The organism is Pseudomonas sp. FH1, assembly GCF_000510895.2.
GTDB lineage: Bacteria > Pseudomonadota > Gammaproteobacteria > Pseudomonadales > Pseudomonadaceae > Aquipseudomonas > Aquipseudomonas azotoformans_A.
In genome coordinates this window covers 320,546-334,855 of sequence record NZ_AOHM01000129.1, presented here as the reverse complement: position 1 = coordinate 334,855, position 14,310 = coordinate 320,546, and the positions used below count along the sequence as shown (strand labels likewise).

Sequence of the window (14,310 nt, the reverse complement as noted above, 5' to 3'; positions counted from 1 at the left end):
AGTTCGATTAACTATTGTAGTGAGCAGGGCAAGCCCGCTCACCACAGTAAAAGCCAGCCCACGCTTTTCCGGTTATTTGCCCGGCGTCAGGGTCAACCGGGTTTTCCCATACACCTTCTCGAAGTTCTGCGGCTGCATCGGAAAGCTCAGGTATTGCGCCTTGAGCGACGGGTCGATGCCACTGGCATAGTTCGGGCTGGCCGGGTTGCCGGACTGGCCGATGCCACCCTGGCCCATCATCGGTTCCACTTGGCCGAAGTCGACGATCATGCGCAGCGCCGGCACCTGGGTGGTGCGGAAGTCCTGGCCCCAGCTGTACGGCGCCGGGTTCAGGGTGTTGTGGTCACCACCGGAGGCCAGCGGACCGCGAATCACCTGGCCGTTGGTATTTTTCCAGGTGGTGGTGTGCAACTTGCCCCACTGCCAGGCCTTGTGATCGGCGCCCAGCTGGCTGTCGCCATTAGTGATTGCGGCGGCCAGGCTGCGGGCGAGGATCGCCGGTTTGTCTTCTTTCTGCGGGGTGCGCACGTCGTCCCAGAACGGGCTGTCTTCGCGGCCCAGCAAGTGGTCGGCCTGGGCGGCGTAGGACAGGTTGGCATTGCTGACAAACGCCTTCCAGCTGGCACTGTTTTCCGGGCCGAGTTCGTCGAGGAAGATCTGTTTGGTGCTTTCCTGCAGGAACAGTTCATAGATCGCCGCGTCGGCGGAGGTGGATACCAAGCGGCCGTCAAAAGCCATCAGGCGGCCCAGTGCTTCACGTGCCTTGGCCTGCTCAGCGGCTGGCAGCGAGTCAATCGCCTGTTTCAGCGGCTGGGCCATGCCTGGCGCCTGGAACATGGTCTTGAGCTTGGCGGCGAAGGTGGTGGTCTGGTCGTACTGCATGGCAATCATGCTGCGGCTGTCATGCTTGCCGGCATTGGCAAGTTGCGCCAGACGCTCGCTACGTTCCGGCGCATCCCAAGAGTTGGACAGCTGCATGCCATAACCGCGGGGCGCGGTGCGTTGGTTGGCGGTGCCGATCCAGCCTTGGGCCGGGTCCTGGTCATACGGGTGCAGCATTGCGTCGGCGTAGCCGTCCCAGTCAAACCGCGTGTCCCAGCCCGGCGACGGCAGCAGGCCTTCGCCTTCGCGACGGTTGGGGAAGCGTCCGGTGACTTGCCAGCCAATGTTGCTGGCGTCGGCGAAGATCATGTTCAGCGCAATGGCGCGAATTTCGCGGGTGGCGTCCGAGGCCTTGCCGGCGTTTTTCGCACGGGACAGGTCGAAGAACGCATCCAGGCTCTTGTCGTCCTTGAAGTCGGCGGTTTGCAGCGCCAGGCCCAGGCCGGTGGTCAGCGCCTGGCTGCTGTTGAGCAGGGCGCCGTGGCGGGTTTCGTACACCACTTCGCGAATGGAGCGTTGGCCTTTGACGAAGAAGGTTTCGTTACGCACCCCGGCGGGTAACCATTTGCCGTTGTTCTCGTAGTACAACGCGCTGCCCTGGCGTTTGACCTTTTCCAGGAACAGGTCCTGGGTGTCGCCTTTGACCGTGCTCATGCTCCACGCGACGTTGCCGTTGAAGCCGGACAACAGCGTCGGCAGGCCGGCAATCGAGGCGCCCACGGCCTGGTATTTCGGTGCGCGGATCTGCACGTAGCTCCACGGCGACGGCGCTTGCGGCTGGGCGGCAAGGTCGCCGGCCAGCAGGCTTTTACCGCTGCGGCTGCGTTGCGGGCCGATGGCCCAGTTACTTGAGGTGGTCACTGCCAGCGAATTGAGGCTGCTCAGTTGCTGGCTGACCGCGTCCAGCCCGGCCAGACCTGTGATCTGGCCCAGGTTCACGCCCTTGAGCTTCTCGGCCTCGGCCAACGGGATCGCTTCGTCCGGCGCGCTAGGCGTGAGCCACGCGAGTTTGTCGACGCCGACTTTCTGCGCCAGCACCAGCGAGGCAATTTCTTCCTGCAGGTTGGCCGACTCGCTGAAATTCAGCAGGCAGAACAGCAGTGCCGAATCTTCCGGCTTCCAGTACTCGGGCTTGTAGCCGGCCTGGGCCAGGTCCGGCGGCAGCTTGTCGCGGTAGCGGAACAGGTAGGCGTTGACGCCACGCGCATACACTTCAAAGAAGCGCTTGAGGCGCGGGCTTGAGGCGTTGTACAGCTCGCCGGCGCTTTTCTTCAGGTTGACCGCGCGCATGAACCGGTCGACATCCAGCACCTCGGGCCCGGACATTTCTGCCAGGCGGCCCTGGGCCAGCAGGCGCAAGGTGACCATCTGGGTGATGCGATCACTGGCGTGTACATAACCGAGGCTGAACAGCGCGTCATGGAAGGTGTTGCTTTCGATCAGCGGCATGCCCTGGGCATTGCGGCGCACGGAAACATTCTGTGCCAGGCCTTTGATCGGCTGCACGCCGGCGACCGGTGGCAGGGTGTCCTGGGTGCTCTGGAGCTGGCAACCGGCCAGGCTTAACGCACTGGCCACTGCCGCGGCAACGCCGAACCGGGGAAGAAAATGTGAGAGGGCTGGCGAGGCCATGGCAAAGCTCCTGCGGGGGTAGCGTCAGTAAAGGCGCTACGTTAGTGAGCGCGGCGAAACGACGCAAGCAGGAGCTATGCCTTATTTTCAGGAATTGCGTATCAAGACTTGGGCGGGTTCACTTTCTGCACCAGCTCATAGGCACGCACTGTTGCCGGCCGTTCCTTGATGCTGTTGAACCAGCGATGCAGATGTGGGAAATCTTCCAGCCGTTGGCTCTGCCACTTGTGGGAAACAATCCATGGGTAGATCGCCATGTCGGCAATGCTGTAGGCCTCACCCGCCACGAATGCACGGTCCGCCAAACGTCGGTCCAGCACGCCGTACAGGCGGGCGGTTTCGTCCACATAACGTTTGATCGCGTAAGGGATTTTTTCCGGTGCGAACTGGCTGAAGTGGTGATTCTGACCCGCCATCGGCCCCAGGCCGCCCATTTGCCAGAACAGCCATTGCAGCGCTTCCTGACGACCGCGCAAGTCTGTTGGAAGGAACTGGCCGGTTTTTTCCGCGAGATACAACAGGATTGCGCCGGATTCAAACAGCGAAATCGGCGCGCCGCCGTCGGTCGGGTTCTGGTCGACGATGGCCGGAATGCGGTTGTTGGGAGCGATCTTCAGGAAGTCAGGCTTGAACTGGTCGCCCTGGCCGATGTTGATCGGATGCACCTTGTAGGGCAGGCCGGCTTCTTCCAGGAACAGCGATACTTTGTGACCGTTAGGGGTAGTCCAGTAATACAGGTCGATCATGAAGCTCTCCAAAAGTGGTGATGCTTGAGCGGATGCCTGTAGGTATAGGTAATGTTGGGTGTGCGAAAATTCAATGAAACATTTGCGCATACCCTTAGAAGCAAATCAAAAAGCGCCATCCACCAGCACCTGCAACGATTGCTGCGAACAGCGCTCGATGCGCGCCCGCACGCGATACACCTCGGCAAACAGCAGTGGATTGAGCACTTCGTCCGCCGCGCCGCTGGCGTACAAACGTCCCTGGCGCAGCACGGCGATATGGTCGGCGAAGCGCGCAGCCAGGTTGATGTCGTGCAGCACCACCACGGCGATCAAGTTGTGTTCGCGCACCAGCCCGCGTACGCAGTCCATCACTTTCAGTTGGTAATTGAGGTCGAGGGCGCTGGTGGGTTCGTCCAGCAGCATCACCTGGGGGCGACGGGCGATGAGCTGCGCGAGGCTGACCAGTTGGCGTTGGCCGCCGGAGAGGGTGCTCAGCAACTGATCAGCTAAATGCGCGATGCCAATGCGCTGCAAGGCGTCGAAGGCTTCAAGCAGGCACGCATCGCTGGACAAGGGAATGCCCTCGACACTCGCCACGCGCAGGGCGGCGATCACACTTTCCATCACGCTGAGGCTCAAGCCCGGCGGCAGGTTCTGCGGCATGTAGGTCACGCGTCGCGCACGTTCGGCGACGGACATGGCCGACAGGTCAAGGTCACCCAATCGCACGACGCCTTGCATCTTTTCCAGCCCGGCCACGGCACGCAACAGGGTGGACTTGCCGGCGCCATTGGGGCCGATCAGCGCGGTCAAACTGCCATGGGGCAGGGTGGGCAGGCTCAGGTCGTGCACGATCTGCCGGCGCCCGTAACTTACCTGGGCGTTGTGTACGCTCAAACCTTCGCTCATAACTGCCTCCCGCGCTTGAACACCAGCACCACAAAAATCGGCACGCCCACCAACGCGGTGACGATGCCCACCGGCACGATCACACCGGGCATGATCAACTTGCTGGCAATCGACGACAGCGCCAGCAGCAACGCGCCGGTCAAGGCGCTGGCCGGCAACAGGAAACGTTGATCTTCACCCACCAGGATCCGCGCGATATGCGGGCCGACCAGGCCGATAAATCCGATGGTGCCTACAAAGGCCACGGCGGTAGCCGACAGCAGGCTGATGCGCAGCAGTGAGAAAAACCGCAACCGCTTTACATCCACGCCAAAGCTTTGCGCGCGGTCCTCACCCATGCGCAACAGGGTCAGGCGCGGTGCGGCGGCAAAGGAAAACGGCATGACGACCGCCACCACCAGGGCCAGGATGCCGAGCTTGTCCCAGTTGGCGCGGGTCACGCTGCCCAGTGTCCAGAACACCAGTTGTTGCAGCACATCTTCGGTGGCAACCAGTTGCAGCAAGGCCACCACCGCGTTGCAACTGAACACCAGGGCGATGCCGAACAGCACCAGGCTTTCCACCCCGGCGCCGCGCAGGCGCGACATGGCTTGCAGCAAAAACACCGAGGCAGCGGCGAAGATGAAGGCCGAGATGGAAATCGCCGTGTTGGCCGACACCCACAGCGTTGTCACCGGAAACACAATCACCAGCGACGCGCCCAACGCTGCCGCCGACGACACGCCCAGGGTGAACGGGCTGGCCAGCGGGTTGTTCAGGATCGCCTGCATCTCGGCCCCGGCCAGCGATAACGCGCAGCCCACCAACACCGCCATCAGTGCGTAGGGCAGGCGCACGTTCCAGATGATCACCTGGTCGGTGGCGCTCAGGTGCGACGGGTGCAGGATACCGTCGAGCAAGGCCAGCAGGCCCATGCCCGACGGGCCGCTGGCCAGGTCCACCAGAATGGCGCAAACCAGTGCGGTACCGAGCAGGCCTAGCAGCCAGGTACGCCGCGCCAGCAGGCGGCGGTAGCCGTGGGTGGCGCTGGCGAGGTCGAGGGTCTGGGTGGTCATTTAGGGGTGTCGATCCAATAGGCACCCTGCAACGGCATCCCCAGGAACTGCGCGTTGATCTGCGCCATGGTCGCCTGCGGATCCAGCTTGGCGAACAGTTCTGGGTGCACCCATTTGGCCAACGACTCAATCGCGAGCAGGTTGTACGGCGAGTTGTAGAAGTCATGCCACAGGCCGTGGGCAGTGCCTTCGCGGATGGCGCGAAGGTTGGCGAATTCCGGGCGTGCCAGCACTCGGTCGAAGGCTTCACGCGCCTCGTCGTTGCTGACGCCAGCCCCCAGGATCAGCCCAGGCTTGTGGTTACCGGTGGCGACATAAATATCCGGATCCGCCTTCAGCGCGTACTCCACGCTGATATCCCCCAGCGCCCCCGGCACCACGTCGGCGGCGATGTTGCGCCCGCCCACCAGCTTGATCACTTCACCCATACCGCTTTTGCCGGTGGTGTGCCCCGGCGCTTGCCAGGCCCCGGCCAGCAGTTCGAGGAACACACTCGGGCGCGGCCCCGCCGGCAAAGTGGCGACCGCATCGGTGATCACCTTGATGTGCTGGTCATAGAAATCCAGGAACCCCTTGGCCTGGGCTTCACGCCCCAACGCCTGGCCCAGGGCGGTCATGCTGGTGTGGGTGCCCTGCACCGGATTGATACGGAAGTCGACGAACAGCACGGGAATGCCCGCCTTGGCCAGCACATCGGCGACCGGGCTGTGTTCGGTAGGGCCGTGGCCGGAAATGCTGAACACCGCCAGGTCAGGTTTCAGCGAGAGGATTTCCTCGGCGCTGACGCTTTGCTCCGACGCTTGGCCGATCAATGGGATGTCTTTCACCGTGGGAAATTTCGCCACGTAGGCGTTATAGGTGTGCTGGTCCAGCAGCTTCAAATCGTTCTGCCAGCCGACGATGCGTTGGAACGGCGCGTCGCGGTCCAGCAGGGCAAACGCCGAAATCAACCGGCCTTCACCGAGGACCACGCGTTTTACGTTGTCAGCCACTTCGACCTTGCGGCCCAGCACGTCGGTGACTTCATGGGCCGCAGCGGTTTCGGCATAGCCGAGGACCAGGGCGCCGAACAGCACGCCCAACTTGAGCAGGTGACGGGGTTTCAACATGGCAGGGACTCCAGGTGAAGGCGGCGCATCAGACATCGCTCCAGCGCCGCAACAGGTTGTGATAGGCGCCGCTCAGTTGCAGCAGCGCGTGGTGGTCGGCGTCTTGGACGGTGAGGGTCTGGATGGCGACGTCCATGTCCAAGAGCAACTGGCGCTGGCTGTCTTCGCGCACCAGGCTTTCGATCCAGAAGAAACTCGCGATGCGTTCACCACGGGTCACCGGGTTGATCTTGTGCAGGCTGCTGCCGGGGTAGATCAGCAGGTGCCCGGCGGGCAGCTTCACCGCGTGCTCGCCGAAGGTGTCGCGGATCACCAGCTCACCGCCGTCGTAATGGGCCGGTTCGGCCAGGAACAGCGTGGCGGAGATGTCGGTGCGCACCCGCTCGCGCACGCCCTTGATGCCGCGAATGGCGTTGTCGATATGCCAGTCGAACGCTTCACCGCCGCTGTAGCGGTTGAACAGCGGCGGGTAGATGCGCTTGGGCAGGGCGGCCGACATGAACAGCGCGTTATTCGACAGCCGCGCCAGAATCTGCTCGCCGATGCGCAGGGCCACTGGCGAATCTTCCGATAACTGTCGGTTGTTTTTCGCCATGGCCGAGCGCTGTCCGGCGGTCACCTTGCCGTCAACCCAGGGCTGATCGAGCAAGGTGGCCACGATGGTTTCGACTTCGCTGGCGCTGAGCAGCGCCGGGATTTCGATCAACACGGTTTAGAACTCATAGTCGACGCTGGCGGTGAGGGTGCGCCCGGCACCTGGGATGCCGTAGAGCTGGAAGCCGTCGAGGGACGCGCCGACCTGGCTGTAATAAAACTTGTTGAACACGTTGTTGAGGTTGAGGTTGACCGTGGTGTCCTTGTTCACCTTGTATTGCGCGGCCAGGTTGCTCAGCCAGTAGCCGGGGGCTTTTTCGTGGTCGCGGGTGTAGATCGCGTACACGCCGGACGGGCCATTGGCGTAGCTGCTGTTGTTGTTCAAGCCGCCGGCGTACTTGTTGTCGGTGTAGCGGCGTCGACCCACGTATTGCTCGCCGTAGCTGAGGCTCAGGGCGTCGGTGACGGCGTAGGTGGTCCACAGGTTGGCGGTCAGGTCGGGGACGTTCTTGGCTTCGGCGCCTTTGTTGATGCCTTTGGTCTGGGTGCTCTTGAGTGCCGAGAACCCGCTGTAGGCGGTCCAGCGCGGGGTGATATTGCCTTGCAGGCCCAGTTCGATGCCGTCTACACGCTTGGCGGGCAAGGCACGTACCGGGGCGGATTCGCCGTCCTGGTATTCCCAGGCATTGTCCAGTTCGGTACGGAAGATCGCCGCCGTGACGTTGAGCCTGTCGTGGGCAATGTCCCACTTGGTGCCCAGTTCATAGGTCTTGGACTTGGCCGGGCTGTAGTTGCTGGTGCTGGCCGCGCCGTAGATCTGGTTGTTGGTCGATGCGCCCAGTGCCGACGGCTGCGCCGCTTCGCTGTAGGACACATAGATACTGCCGTTGGGCAGCGGTTTGAACACCGCGCCAACCCGACCGCTGACGGCACCGTCAGTGCTGCTGATGCTGGCCTGGCCACGCTGGCTGGTTTGTGCGCGCCAGTTGTCATAGCGCAACGAGCCCAGCACTTGCCACTGATCGTTGAGGGTGATGGTGTCGCCCAGATAGATCCCGGCGTTGTCGATCACCGAACGCGGGTCGCCATCGCCTTTGGTCACGTAGGTGCTAGCGAAGCTGTGGCTGGGGTCGTTCATGTCAAACAACATGTCGCCGGCCGGCACCTTGGCGTTGCGTTTCAGGCCGCCGTAGGTCTCGTGATAGAACTCCAGGCCGCTGACCACGGCGTGCTGCAGGCTGCCGGTGGTGAGGTTGAAATTGAAGTCGGTCTGGTTGTCGAGGATGGTGTAGCGCTTGGACAAACCGAAGTCACTGCCGCGCAGGATGCCGTAGGCGGTATTACTGTTATTTACATAATCGGTGTAGGCATTCACCGTGCTGCCCGGCACTTGGCTGATCGGCCCTACACCGGTGTAGCCCAAGGTCGCACAGCGGGTGCCGGTGCAGGTCTTCTGGCCGTTGGCATTGGCGGCGAAGAAGCGCGCCGGGGAGAGCACGGCAAAATTGTCGCTGCGTTCCCAACGGGTCTGGTTGCGCAGGTTGGCGTCATTCCAGTCGAAGTCATGCTCGAAGCGTGCGGTGAGCGAGGTGGTTTTGTTCTCTTGGGTGTAGAGGCTGGAGTCGCCGTACCAGTTGGAGCGCTTCACGCCGGGCATGCGGTCGCCATTCGTCCCACGCTGGATCGGCACGCCGCCGTCCGGGGTGTTGGTGTCTTTCTGATAGAAAGTGTCGATGAAGAAGCGCGTGTCAGTACCCAGGCCGAAGCCGAACGAGGTGGCAATGCCCCAGCGGTCGTAGTCCACGTCGTCACGTTCGGCCACCTGGTTGTAGTGCTTCATCAGGTTGACGCGTACGGCGGTGGTGTCGTTGATCTGTTTATTCAGGTCGGCGGTGAGACGGCGGTAGGCATCGGTGCCGATACCGGCGGAGACGCGGTTGGCGTCGCCCAAGTGCGCTTCTTTACTCACCAGGTTGACGCTGCCACCCACGGCGGACACGCCGGATTCGATGGAGCCGGTGCCCTTGAACACTTCCGCCTGTTGCAGGTTGAAGGTGTCGGTACGGGTGGACATGCCCGCATCGCGCACGCCGTCGACGGTCAGACTCTGCTCGGAAGAAAACCCGCGAATCGAAAACAGGTCGCCCCAGCCCAGGTTGCCCTCGCCGGACATGAAGGTAATGCCCGGCACGTTGCGCAACACTTCCTGCAGGGTCTGCGCGTTCTGCTCCTTGAGCACCTGCTGCGGCACGATGGTCACGCTTTGCGGGGCGTCCAGCAGCGGTTGGCTGATTTTTGCCGAGGTCACCCGGTCCACCTTGAAGGTGGAGGTGGCTTCGCCATCAACCTTGATTTCCGGCAGGCTCAGCACCGAGTCATTGGACGTGGCCGTTGGCGCGTCAGCCAAGGCAACCGGTACGACGCTGCCGGCAGCCAGCAGGCCGAACATCGGCGCCAGAGTAGTGTGCAGCGTGTGGCTGCGAGGTGTGGGCAATGACATGAGTGGCTTCCGAGTCTAAATTACAATTACTCTCATTTAGGTTCGGTAGTCTAAAGAGCGATTTCCCCTGCCATACCCCAGGTTTGTATCGCTGATGCGTGATTATGGTTTCCTACAACATTCCATTACATTTGCCTGCACGGCTGGCTGAACTTTCGGCTATTTGCTGCGTTTCATTGTTTTTCGGATTGACTGCCCATGGCCAAGCAAGACCACCTGCTGATCGTTGATGACGATCAGCAAATCCGCCAGTTGCTCTGCGACTACTTGAGCGACGCTGGCTTCCAGGTGTCCACCGCCGCCGACGGCAAGGAAATGCGCCGTCGTCTGGCGCTGAATGTCATTGACCTGATCGTCCTCGACCTGATGCTGCCCGGCGAAGACGGCCTGAGCCTGTGCCGCGAACTGCGGGTGAACTCCAACATCCCGGTGGTGATGCTCACGGCCAAAGGTTCGTTGATCGACCGCATCGTCGGCCTGGAAATTGGCGCCGACGATTACCTGCCCAAACCGTTCGACCCACGCGAACTGCTGGTGCGGATCAAGGTGGTGTTGCGCCGGGTGCAGAGCTTTCCCGACCGCGCGCGCCTGGATGAAGCGCCGAGCATCCGTTTTGCCGGCTGGCAGCTCGACACGCGGGCGCGACAGTTGCTGTCGCCGGAGGGTGTGGTGGTCAGCCTGGGCAACTCGGATTACCGCGTGTTGCGCCTGTTGTTGCAGCACCCCAATCGCCCGTTGAGCCGCGACTTTTTGCTCAACCACGTGTTCGACAAGGACAGCACGCCGTTCGACCGCTCCATCGACGTGTGCGTCAGCCGTCTGCGCTCGCAACTGCCGGCCCATTTGATCAAGACCGTGCGCAACGAAGGCTACATGCTCACCGCCGACGACGTGGTGCTGGAGTCGTGAGACTGCTGCCGCGTTCGTTGTTCGGGCGGCTGGTGCTGATTTTGGTCAGCGGCATGCTCGCGGCGCAGGCGCTGACCAGTAGCATCTGGTACGACCGTCGCCATGGGCAGGTGCTGGAAATTCCGGCGCGCTTGATCGCCACGCGCCTGGCGGACGTGGTGCGCCTGGTGCACAGCGACCCGCAACAGGCGGACCAGCTGATCAAGATGCTCGACACGCCGACCTTCCGCCTGACCCTCAGCGATCAGGCCAGTAATACGCCCAGCACGCTTCACGACAGCGACCGGCCCACCGAACGGTTGATCAAGAAGGTGTTGTCGGAAAAAACCGGCTACGCCCAGACCCTGATCCTGTTGCGCCTGTCGTTGGTGGATGGTGAGGGGCAAACCGCCGGGCTGTCGACCCTGCTCGGTTCCAAACCGGTGGTGGGGCAGTTTCTGATCGACCTGCGCCTGCCTGACGGCCGCTGGTTGCAGGTGGATGCCAGCGAAGAACAGGGTTGGACCAGCACTTCACCGCTGGACCTGCTGTTCGATTACGTCATGCGCATTTATTTGCTGCGGGTGCTGGTGCTGGTGTTGATCGCGCTGGTGGCGGTGCGCCTGGCGATCCGTCCGCTCAACGCGCTGGCCAAGGCGGCCGAAGCCCTGGGGCGGGATATCCAGCGCCCGCCGTTATCGGTGGACGGCCCCACCGAAGTACGCCGTGCTGCCCAGGCGTTCAATGCCATGCAACAGCGGCTGATCGCCAATATCGCCGAGCGCACGCGGTTTCTTGCGGCTATTTCCCACGACCTTCGTTCACCGATCACACGCCTGCGCCTGCGCACGGAAATGCTGGAAGACAACCGCACCAAGGAGCGTTTTCGCAGTGACTTGGAAGAAATGGAGCACATGGTCTCCAGCACCTTGGACTTTGTCAGCAGTGGCGAAATCAACGAGGCACGGCAGAACATCGATATCAACGCCTTGCTGCAAAGCTTGCAGGCGGATCTGCAAGATGTGGGCGAAAATGTGGTGATCGAAGGCCGGGCCAAACAGCCACTGCCGGGTTATGCCCGTAGCCTCAAGCGTTGTGTGCAGAACCTGCTGGAAAACGCGGTGCGCTATGGCAGCGATGTGGTGGTTCGCGTCGAGGACCAGGTGGAGAGCTTGAAGATCGTCATCAGCGATCGGGGGCCGGGGATTCCCCAAGAACAGCTGGAGCAGGTGCTGGAGCCGTTTTATCGGGTGGAAGGTTCACGCAATGCCGAGACCGGCGGGTATGGCTTGGGGTTGAGCATCGCTCACACCATCGCCAAGGCGCATGACGGGCGGTTGAGTTTGCGTAATCGCGAAGGTGGGGGGTTTGAGGTGGCGTTGCTTTTGTGGAGAGCCCGCTCACCACAGTAAGTGGGCTCCTCCGGGGTCAGGGCCTTACGCCCCGTGGCACTTCTTGAATTTCTTTTCGCTGCCGCATGGGCAAGGATCATTGCGACCCACGTCCTTCAAGGCGTTGCGCACTGGCTCCTGGTGAGCGTGGCCGCAGTTCGGGCCGTGGACATGGCCGTGGTCGTGATCATGGTGATCGTGATCGTGGTTGCAGTCAGGACCATGGACATGGGGTTGCTGAGTCATCGATGTCGCTCCGGAATAAAATCGCCGGGGATTATCTCGCCATTGTGGTTCACCTGCACGTCATAACCGATGAATAATCCGGTTTTCAGCTCACCCTCCAGGCGATATGGCACCGGCCGGTCGGGATTTTTCAGCATCTGCACCACATCGCGGATCTGCGGCCAGAGGTTGGTGCGCACCGACACCCGGAAAAACTTATGACTGCGCGGCGGTACGGTGAGCCATTCATTGGACTCGCCTTCGGTCAGCACAAAATCATCCAGGGTGACCTTGTAGATCAGGCCGCGCACGGTCAGGTCGGCGTCGTCGCGGTTGTCCACGCGAAAGTACAGCTTGAATTTCTGCTCCAGCAACTTGGCGCGCACCACTTCGACTTTGACCAGGGACACGTGGGGCGGCGGGGAATCATCTTCGAACCACGACGCGCAGCCGGTCAGGCCAAGGGTCAACGCCAGAAGCAAGCTGTACATCCGGAGCATGGCGTTAATCCTTTGAGGGTTTAGAGGTAGCTGGAACAGCACTTCTTGAATTTCTGCCCGCTGCCGCACAGGCAGGCATCGTTACGCCCGGCCTTCACTTCCACTGTCGGGTCGATGAAGTACCAGCGCCCGTCATTCTGTACGAAAGAAGACTGCTCGCGGTGGCTATGTTCGCCAGTGCTGTCATGCCAGCGCGCGGTGAAGGTCACGAAAGCGTGTTCCGGCTGGCCGCCGAACACCTCGGAGCTTTCCACCTCAAGGCCGAGCCAGGTGCTTTGGGCACTCCAGGCGGCGATGGCGTTACGGTCCAGACCGGCCTGTTGCGCGGGCAGGGTGGTGGCGACCAGGTAGTCCACCAGGCCTAGCACATAGGCGCTGTAGCGCGAGCGCATCAACGCGGTGGCGCAGGGCGCCGGGTGCCCGGCGTGATAATGGCCGCAGCAGGCATCCAGCAGGTTGCCACTGCCGCAGGGGCAAATGGATGTACTCATCGGGTTACCACCAATACTTTCCGAAGTTTTCCGGGTTGGCCCAGAAGCGGGCGTTGAGCCAGTCCGGCACCTGTTTATAGTCAAGCAGATCATAGGTAAACAGCGTCAGAACCTGCTCGTCGCGCTGGAAGCGCTCGCCAGCCTGCAGGGCCAGGGAGAAGAAGTCGGTGTCCTTCCAGTCGCAGGCGGCCAGGTCCACCAGCACCGCAATGCGGCTGGCATTCAGGTTGCGGATGCCGCCGAGCAGGGTCAGGCCTTGCGGTTTTGACAGGTGCTCCAGGCAGTCCACCACCAGTGCCAGGTCAAACCGCTGTGCGGCAAGCTCCGTGGGCAACGCGCCGGGCTGCGCGACGGACACTTGGGTATCCGGGTGGGCTTGTTGAAAAGCCTCCAGCGCCGGGAACTGGCTGGCGCCCAACAGCAACAGGCGTTTGGGCTGGTGCAGGTCGAGCAAGGCGGCCAAGGCTTGCTGGGGGGTACGGGCAGAAATACCGGCGATCATCAGAGATCCTCACATCAGGACCCTAGAGACTAGCGCGGCTGAGCGTGCGGGCCTAGAGCGGGCGGCCGAGAAAAGTCCCATGAATGCGGCGATCGTCAATGAATACAGGGGCGCGGCGTAGTGGCGCAGATGAAAAGAGCGGTCTTTACTCCACCCATCGGCCCCCGCCGATCCCCTCAGGAGAAATCAGATGAGCATCATGCGGACAGCTCTACCCTTGGTTCTGCTAACCGGAGTATTGACAGGTTGCGCAGGTTTGCAAAAAACCGATTGGCCCACCTGCGCCGCCCTTGGCGGTGTGACCGGTGCGGCGATCGGTGCTACGGAAAGTTCGGCCTATGCCGGCGCAGGTGCTCTGCTGATCGGCGGCATGGCGGGTGCGTATTGCTGGGTGCACGGCGATGGCGACGAAGACGGCGATGGTGTGCCGGACAGCCGTGACAAGTGCCCAGGCACGCCAAAAGGCGTGCAGGTGGATGCCAATGGTTGCCCACCGACACCGCCACCGGCCGTGGTTGAAGAAGTGGTCGTGGTCAAGGAAGAAACCATCGTGATCCGCGATGTGCACTTCCAGTTCGACTCGGCCAAGCTGACGGCGGCGGATAAAACCAAGCTCGACACCATCGCCACGCGCTTGAAACAGGAAGCCCCGAGCGCCCAGTTGCGGGTCAGTGGCCACACCGACAGCGTCGGCAAAGACGCCTACAACCAGAAACTTTCGGAAAAACGCGCCCATTCGGTCACGGAGTACCTGATCGGTGCGGGTGTACCGCGCAGTAACTTTGTCTCGGTGACCGGCGCGGGCGAAAGCCATCCGGTAGCCGACAACAAAACCGCTGAAGGCCGCGCCCTGAACCGTCGCACGGAAATCCAGATCAACCGCTGACGGCCCTTGCCCCTGTGG

At 62.0% G+C, this 14,310-nt stretch carries 14 protein-coding genes; 3 read left to right on the top strand and 11 right to left on the bottom strand.

Going from position 1 to position 14,310, the window contains the following annotated elements:
* Window positions 1–72: 72 nt before the first annotated feature.
* The 7 genes from H096_RS29360 to H096_RS29330 all read right to left on the bottom strand — a co-directional run bounded on the left by H096_RS29360 (window position 73) and on the right by H096_RS29330 (window position 9,409).
* Window positions 73–2,514, bottom strand: coding sequence for a penicillin acylase family protein (locus tag H096_RS29360; RefSeq protein WP_033902765.1), 2,442 nt, complete (start codon window positions 2,512–2,514; stop codon window positions 73–75).
* 101 nt (window positions 2,515–2,615) lie between these two features.
* Window positions 2,616–3,260: a glutathione S-transferase N-terminal domain-containing protein gene (locus tag H096_RS29355; RefSeq protein WP_033902764.1), complete on the bottom strand. Its 645-nt coding sequence runs from the start codon at window positions 3,258–3,260 to the stop codon at window positions 2,616–2,618.
* A gap of 105 nt (window positions 3,261–3,365) precedes the next feature.
* A complete protein-coding gene (locus H096_RS29350) occupies window positions 3,366–4,151 on the bottom strand; it encodes an ABC transporter ATP-binding protein (RefSeq protein ID WP_033902763.1) in 786 nt (261 codons plus the stop codon).
* Complete coding sequence (locus H096_RS29345) at window positions 4,148–5,206, bottom strand: iron ABC transporter permease (protein WP_033902762.1); 1,059 nt, start codon at window positions 5,204–5,206, stop codon at window positions 4,148–4,150. The genes H096_RS29350 and H096_RS29345 overlap by 4 nt, the downstream gene beginning before the upstream one ends.
* Window positions 5,203–6,315: an ABC transporter substrate-binding protein gene (locus H096_RS29340; protein ID WP_033902761.1), complete on the bottom strand. Its 1,113-nt coding sequence runs from the start codon at window positions 6,313–6,315 to the stop codon at window positions 5,203–5,205. The genes H096_RS29345 and H096_RS29340 overlap by 4 nt, the downstream gene beginning before the upstream one ends.
* Before the next feature lie 28 nt (window positions 6,316–6,343).
* Window positions 6,344–7,024, bottom strand: coding sequence for a Fe2+-dependent dioxygenase (locus H096_RS29335; RefSeq protein WP_033902760.1), 681 nt, complete (start codon window positions 7,022–7,024; stop codon window positions 6,344–6,346).
* A gap of 3 nt (window positions 7,025–7,027) precedes the next feature.
* Window positions 7,028–9,409, bottom strand: a complete 2,382-nt coding sequence (locus H096_RS29330) for a TonB-dependent siderophore receptor (protein WP_033902759.1) — start codon at window positions 9,407–9,409, stop codon at window positions 7,028–7,030.
* A 198-nt stretch (window positions 9,410–9,607) separates the two neighbouring features.
* Between H096_RS29330 and H096_RS29325 the strand changes: the two genes are divergently transcribed.
* Both H096_RS29325 and H096_RS29320 read left to right on the top strand, forming a co-directional pair.
* The gene (locus H096_RS29325) at window positions 9,608–10,318 is read left to right on the top strand and encodes a response regulator (RefSeq protein ID WP_033902758.1); all 711 of its coding nucleotides are present in this window, start codon (window positions 9,608–9,610) and stop codon (window positions 10,316–10,318) included.
* Window positions 10,315–11,709: an ATP-binding protein gene (locus H096_RS29320; protein ID WP_033902757.1), complete on the top strand. Its 1,395-nt coding sequence runs from the start codon at window positions 10,315–10,317 to the stop codon at window positions 11,707–11,709. The genes H096_RS29325 and H096_RS29320 overlap by 4 nt, the downstream gene beginning before the upstream one ends.
* 24 nt (window positions 11,710–11,733) lie before the next feature.
* Here H096_RS29320 and H096_RS29315 read toward each other — a convergent pair whose 3' ends face one another.
* From H096_RS29315 to H096_RS29300, 4 genes are read right to left on the bottom strand one after another with little or no spacing between them, the layout of a single operon-like run.
* A complete protein-coding gene (locus tag H096_RS29315; protein ID WP_003189235.1) occupies window positions 11,734–11,934 on the bottom strand; it encodes an SEC-C metal-binding domain-containing protein in 201 nt (66 codons plus the stop codon).
* Window positions 11,931–12,413, bottom strand: coding sequence for an LEA type 2 family protein (locus H096_RS29310; protein WP_016975046.1), 483 nt, complete (start codon window positions 12,411–12,413; stop codon window positions 11,931–11,933). Before H096_RS29310 ends, H096_RS29315 begins: the two co-directional genes overlap by 4 nt.
* 20 nt (window positions 12,414–12,433) lie before the next feature.
* On the bottom strand, window positions 12,434–12,904 hold the full coding sequence (locus H096_RS29305; protein WP_033902756.1) for a YchJ family protein: 471 nt from the start codon (window positions 12,902–12,904) through the stop codon (window positions 12,434–12,436).
* 4 nt (window positions 12,905–12,908) lie between these two features.
* Window positions 12,909–13,406 (bottom strand): DUF6231 family protein, encoded by a 498-nt coding sequence (locus tag H096_RS29300; protein WP_033902755.1) that lies wholly within the window; start codon window positions 13,404–13,406, stop codon window positions 12,909–12,911.
* Window positions 13,407–13,596: 190 nt separating this feature from the next.
* On the opposite strand from H096_RS29300, the gene H096_RS29295 reads away from it, so the two are divergent.
* Window positions 13,597–14,292 carry an OmpA family protein gene (locus H096_RS29295; RefSeq protein WP_033902754.1) on the top strand — a complete coding sequence of 232 codons (696 nt, stop codon included), beginning with the start codon at window positions 13,597–13,599 and terminating at the stop codon, window positions 14,290–14,292.
* Window positions 14,293–14,310: the final 18 nt, after the last annotated feature.

Excerpts from the sequence above, each read along its gene's own strand:
- H096_RS29350 (WP_033902763.1), bottom strand. The coding sequence starts at position 4,151 with ATGAGCGAAGGTTTGAGCGTACACAACGCCCAGGTAAGTTACGGGCGC.
- H096_RS29345 (WP_033902762.1), bottom strand. The coding sequence starts at position 5,206 with ATGACCACCCAGACCCTCGACCTCGCCAGCGCCACCCACGGCTACCGC.
- H096_RS29300 (WP_033902755.1), bottom strand. The coding sequence starts at position 13,406 with ATGATCGCCGGTATTTCTGCCCGTACCCCCCAGCAAGCCTTGGCCGCC.
- H096_RS29360 (WP_033902765.1), bottom strand. The coding sequence starts at position 2,514 with ATGGCCTCGCCAGCCCTCTCACATTTTCTTCCCCGGTTCGGCGTTGCC.
- H096_RS29305 (WP_033902756.1), bottom strand. The coding sequence starts at position 12,904 with ATGAGTACATCCATTTGCCCCTGCGGCAGTGGCAACCTGCTGGATGCC.
- H096_RS29355 (WP_033902764.1), bottom strand. The coding sequence starts at position 3,260 with ATGATCGACCTGTATTACTGGACTACCCCTAACGGTCACAAAGTATCG.
- H096_RS29310 (WP_016975046.1), bottom strand. The coding sequence starts at position 12,413 with ATGCTCCGGATGTACAGCTTGCTTCTGGCGTTGACCCTTGGCCTGACC.
- H096_RS29330 (WP_033902759.1), bottom strand. The coding sequence starts at position 9,409 with ATGTCATTGCCCACACCTCGCAGCCACACGCTGCACACTACTCTGGCG.
- H096_RS29340 (WP_033902761.1), bottom strand. The coding sequence starts at position 6,315 with ATGTTGAAACCCCGTCACCTGCTCAAGTTGGGCGTGCTGTTCGGCGCC.
- H096_RS29325 (WP_033902758.1), top strand. The coding sequence starts at position 9,608 with ATGGCCAAGCAAGACCACCTGCTGATCGTTGATGACGATCAGCAAATC.
- H096_RS29315 (WP_003189235.1), bottom strand. The coding sequence starts at position 11,934 with ATGACTCAGCAACCCCATGTCCATGGTCCTGACTGCAACCACGATCAC.
- H096_RS29295 (WP_033902754.1), top strand. The coding sequence starts at position 13,597 with ATGAGCATCATGCGGACAGCTCTACCCTTGGTTCTGCTAACCGGAGTA.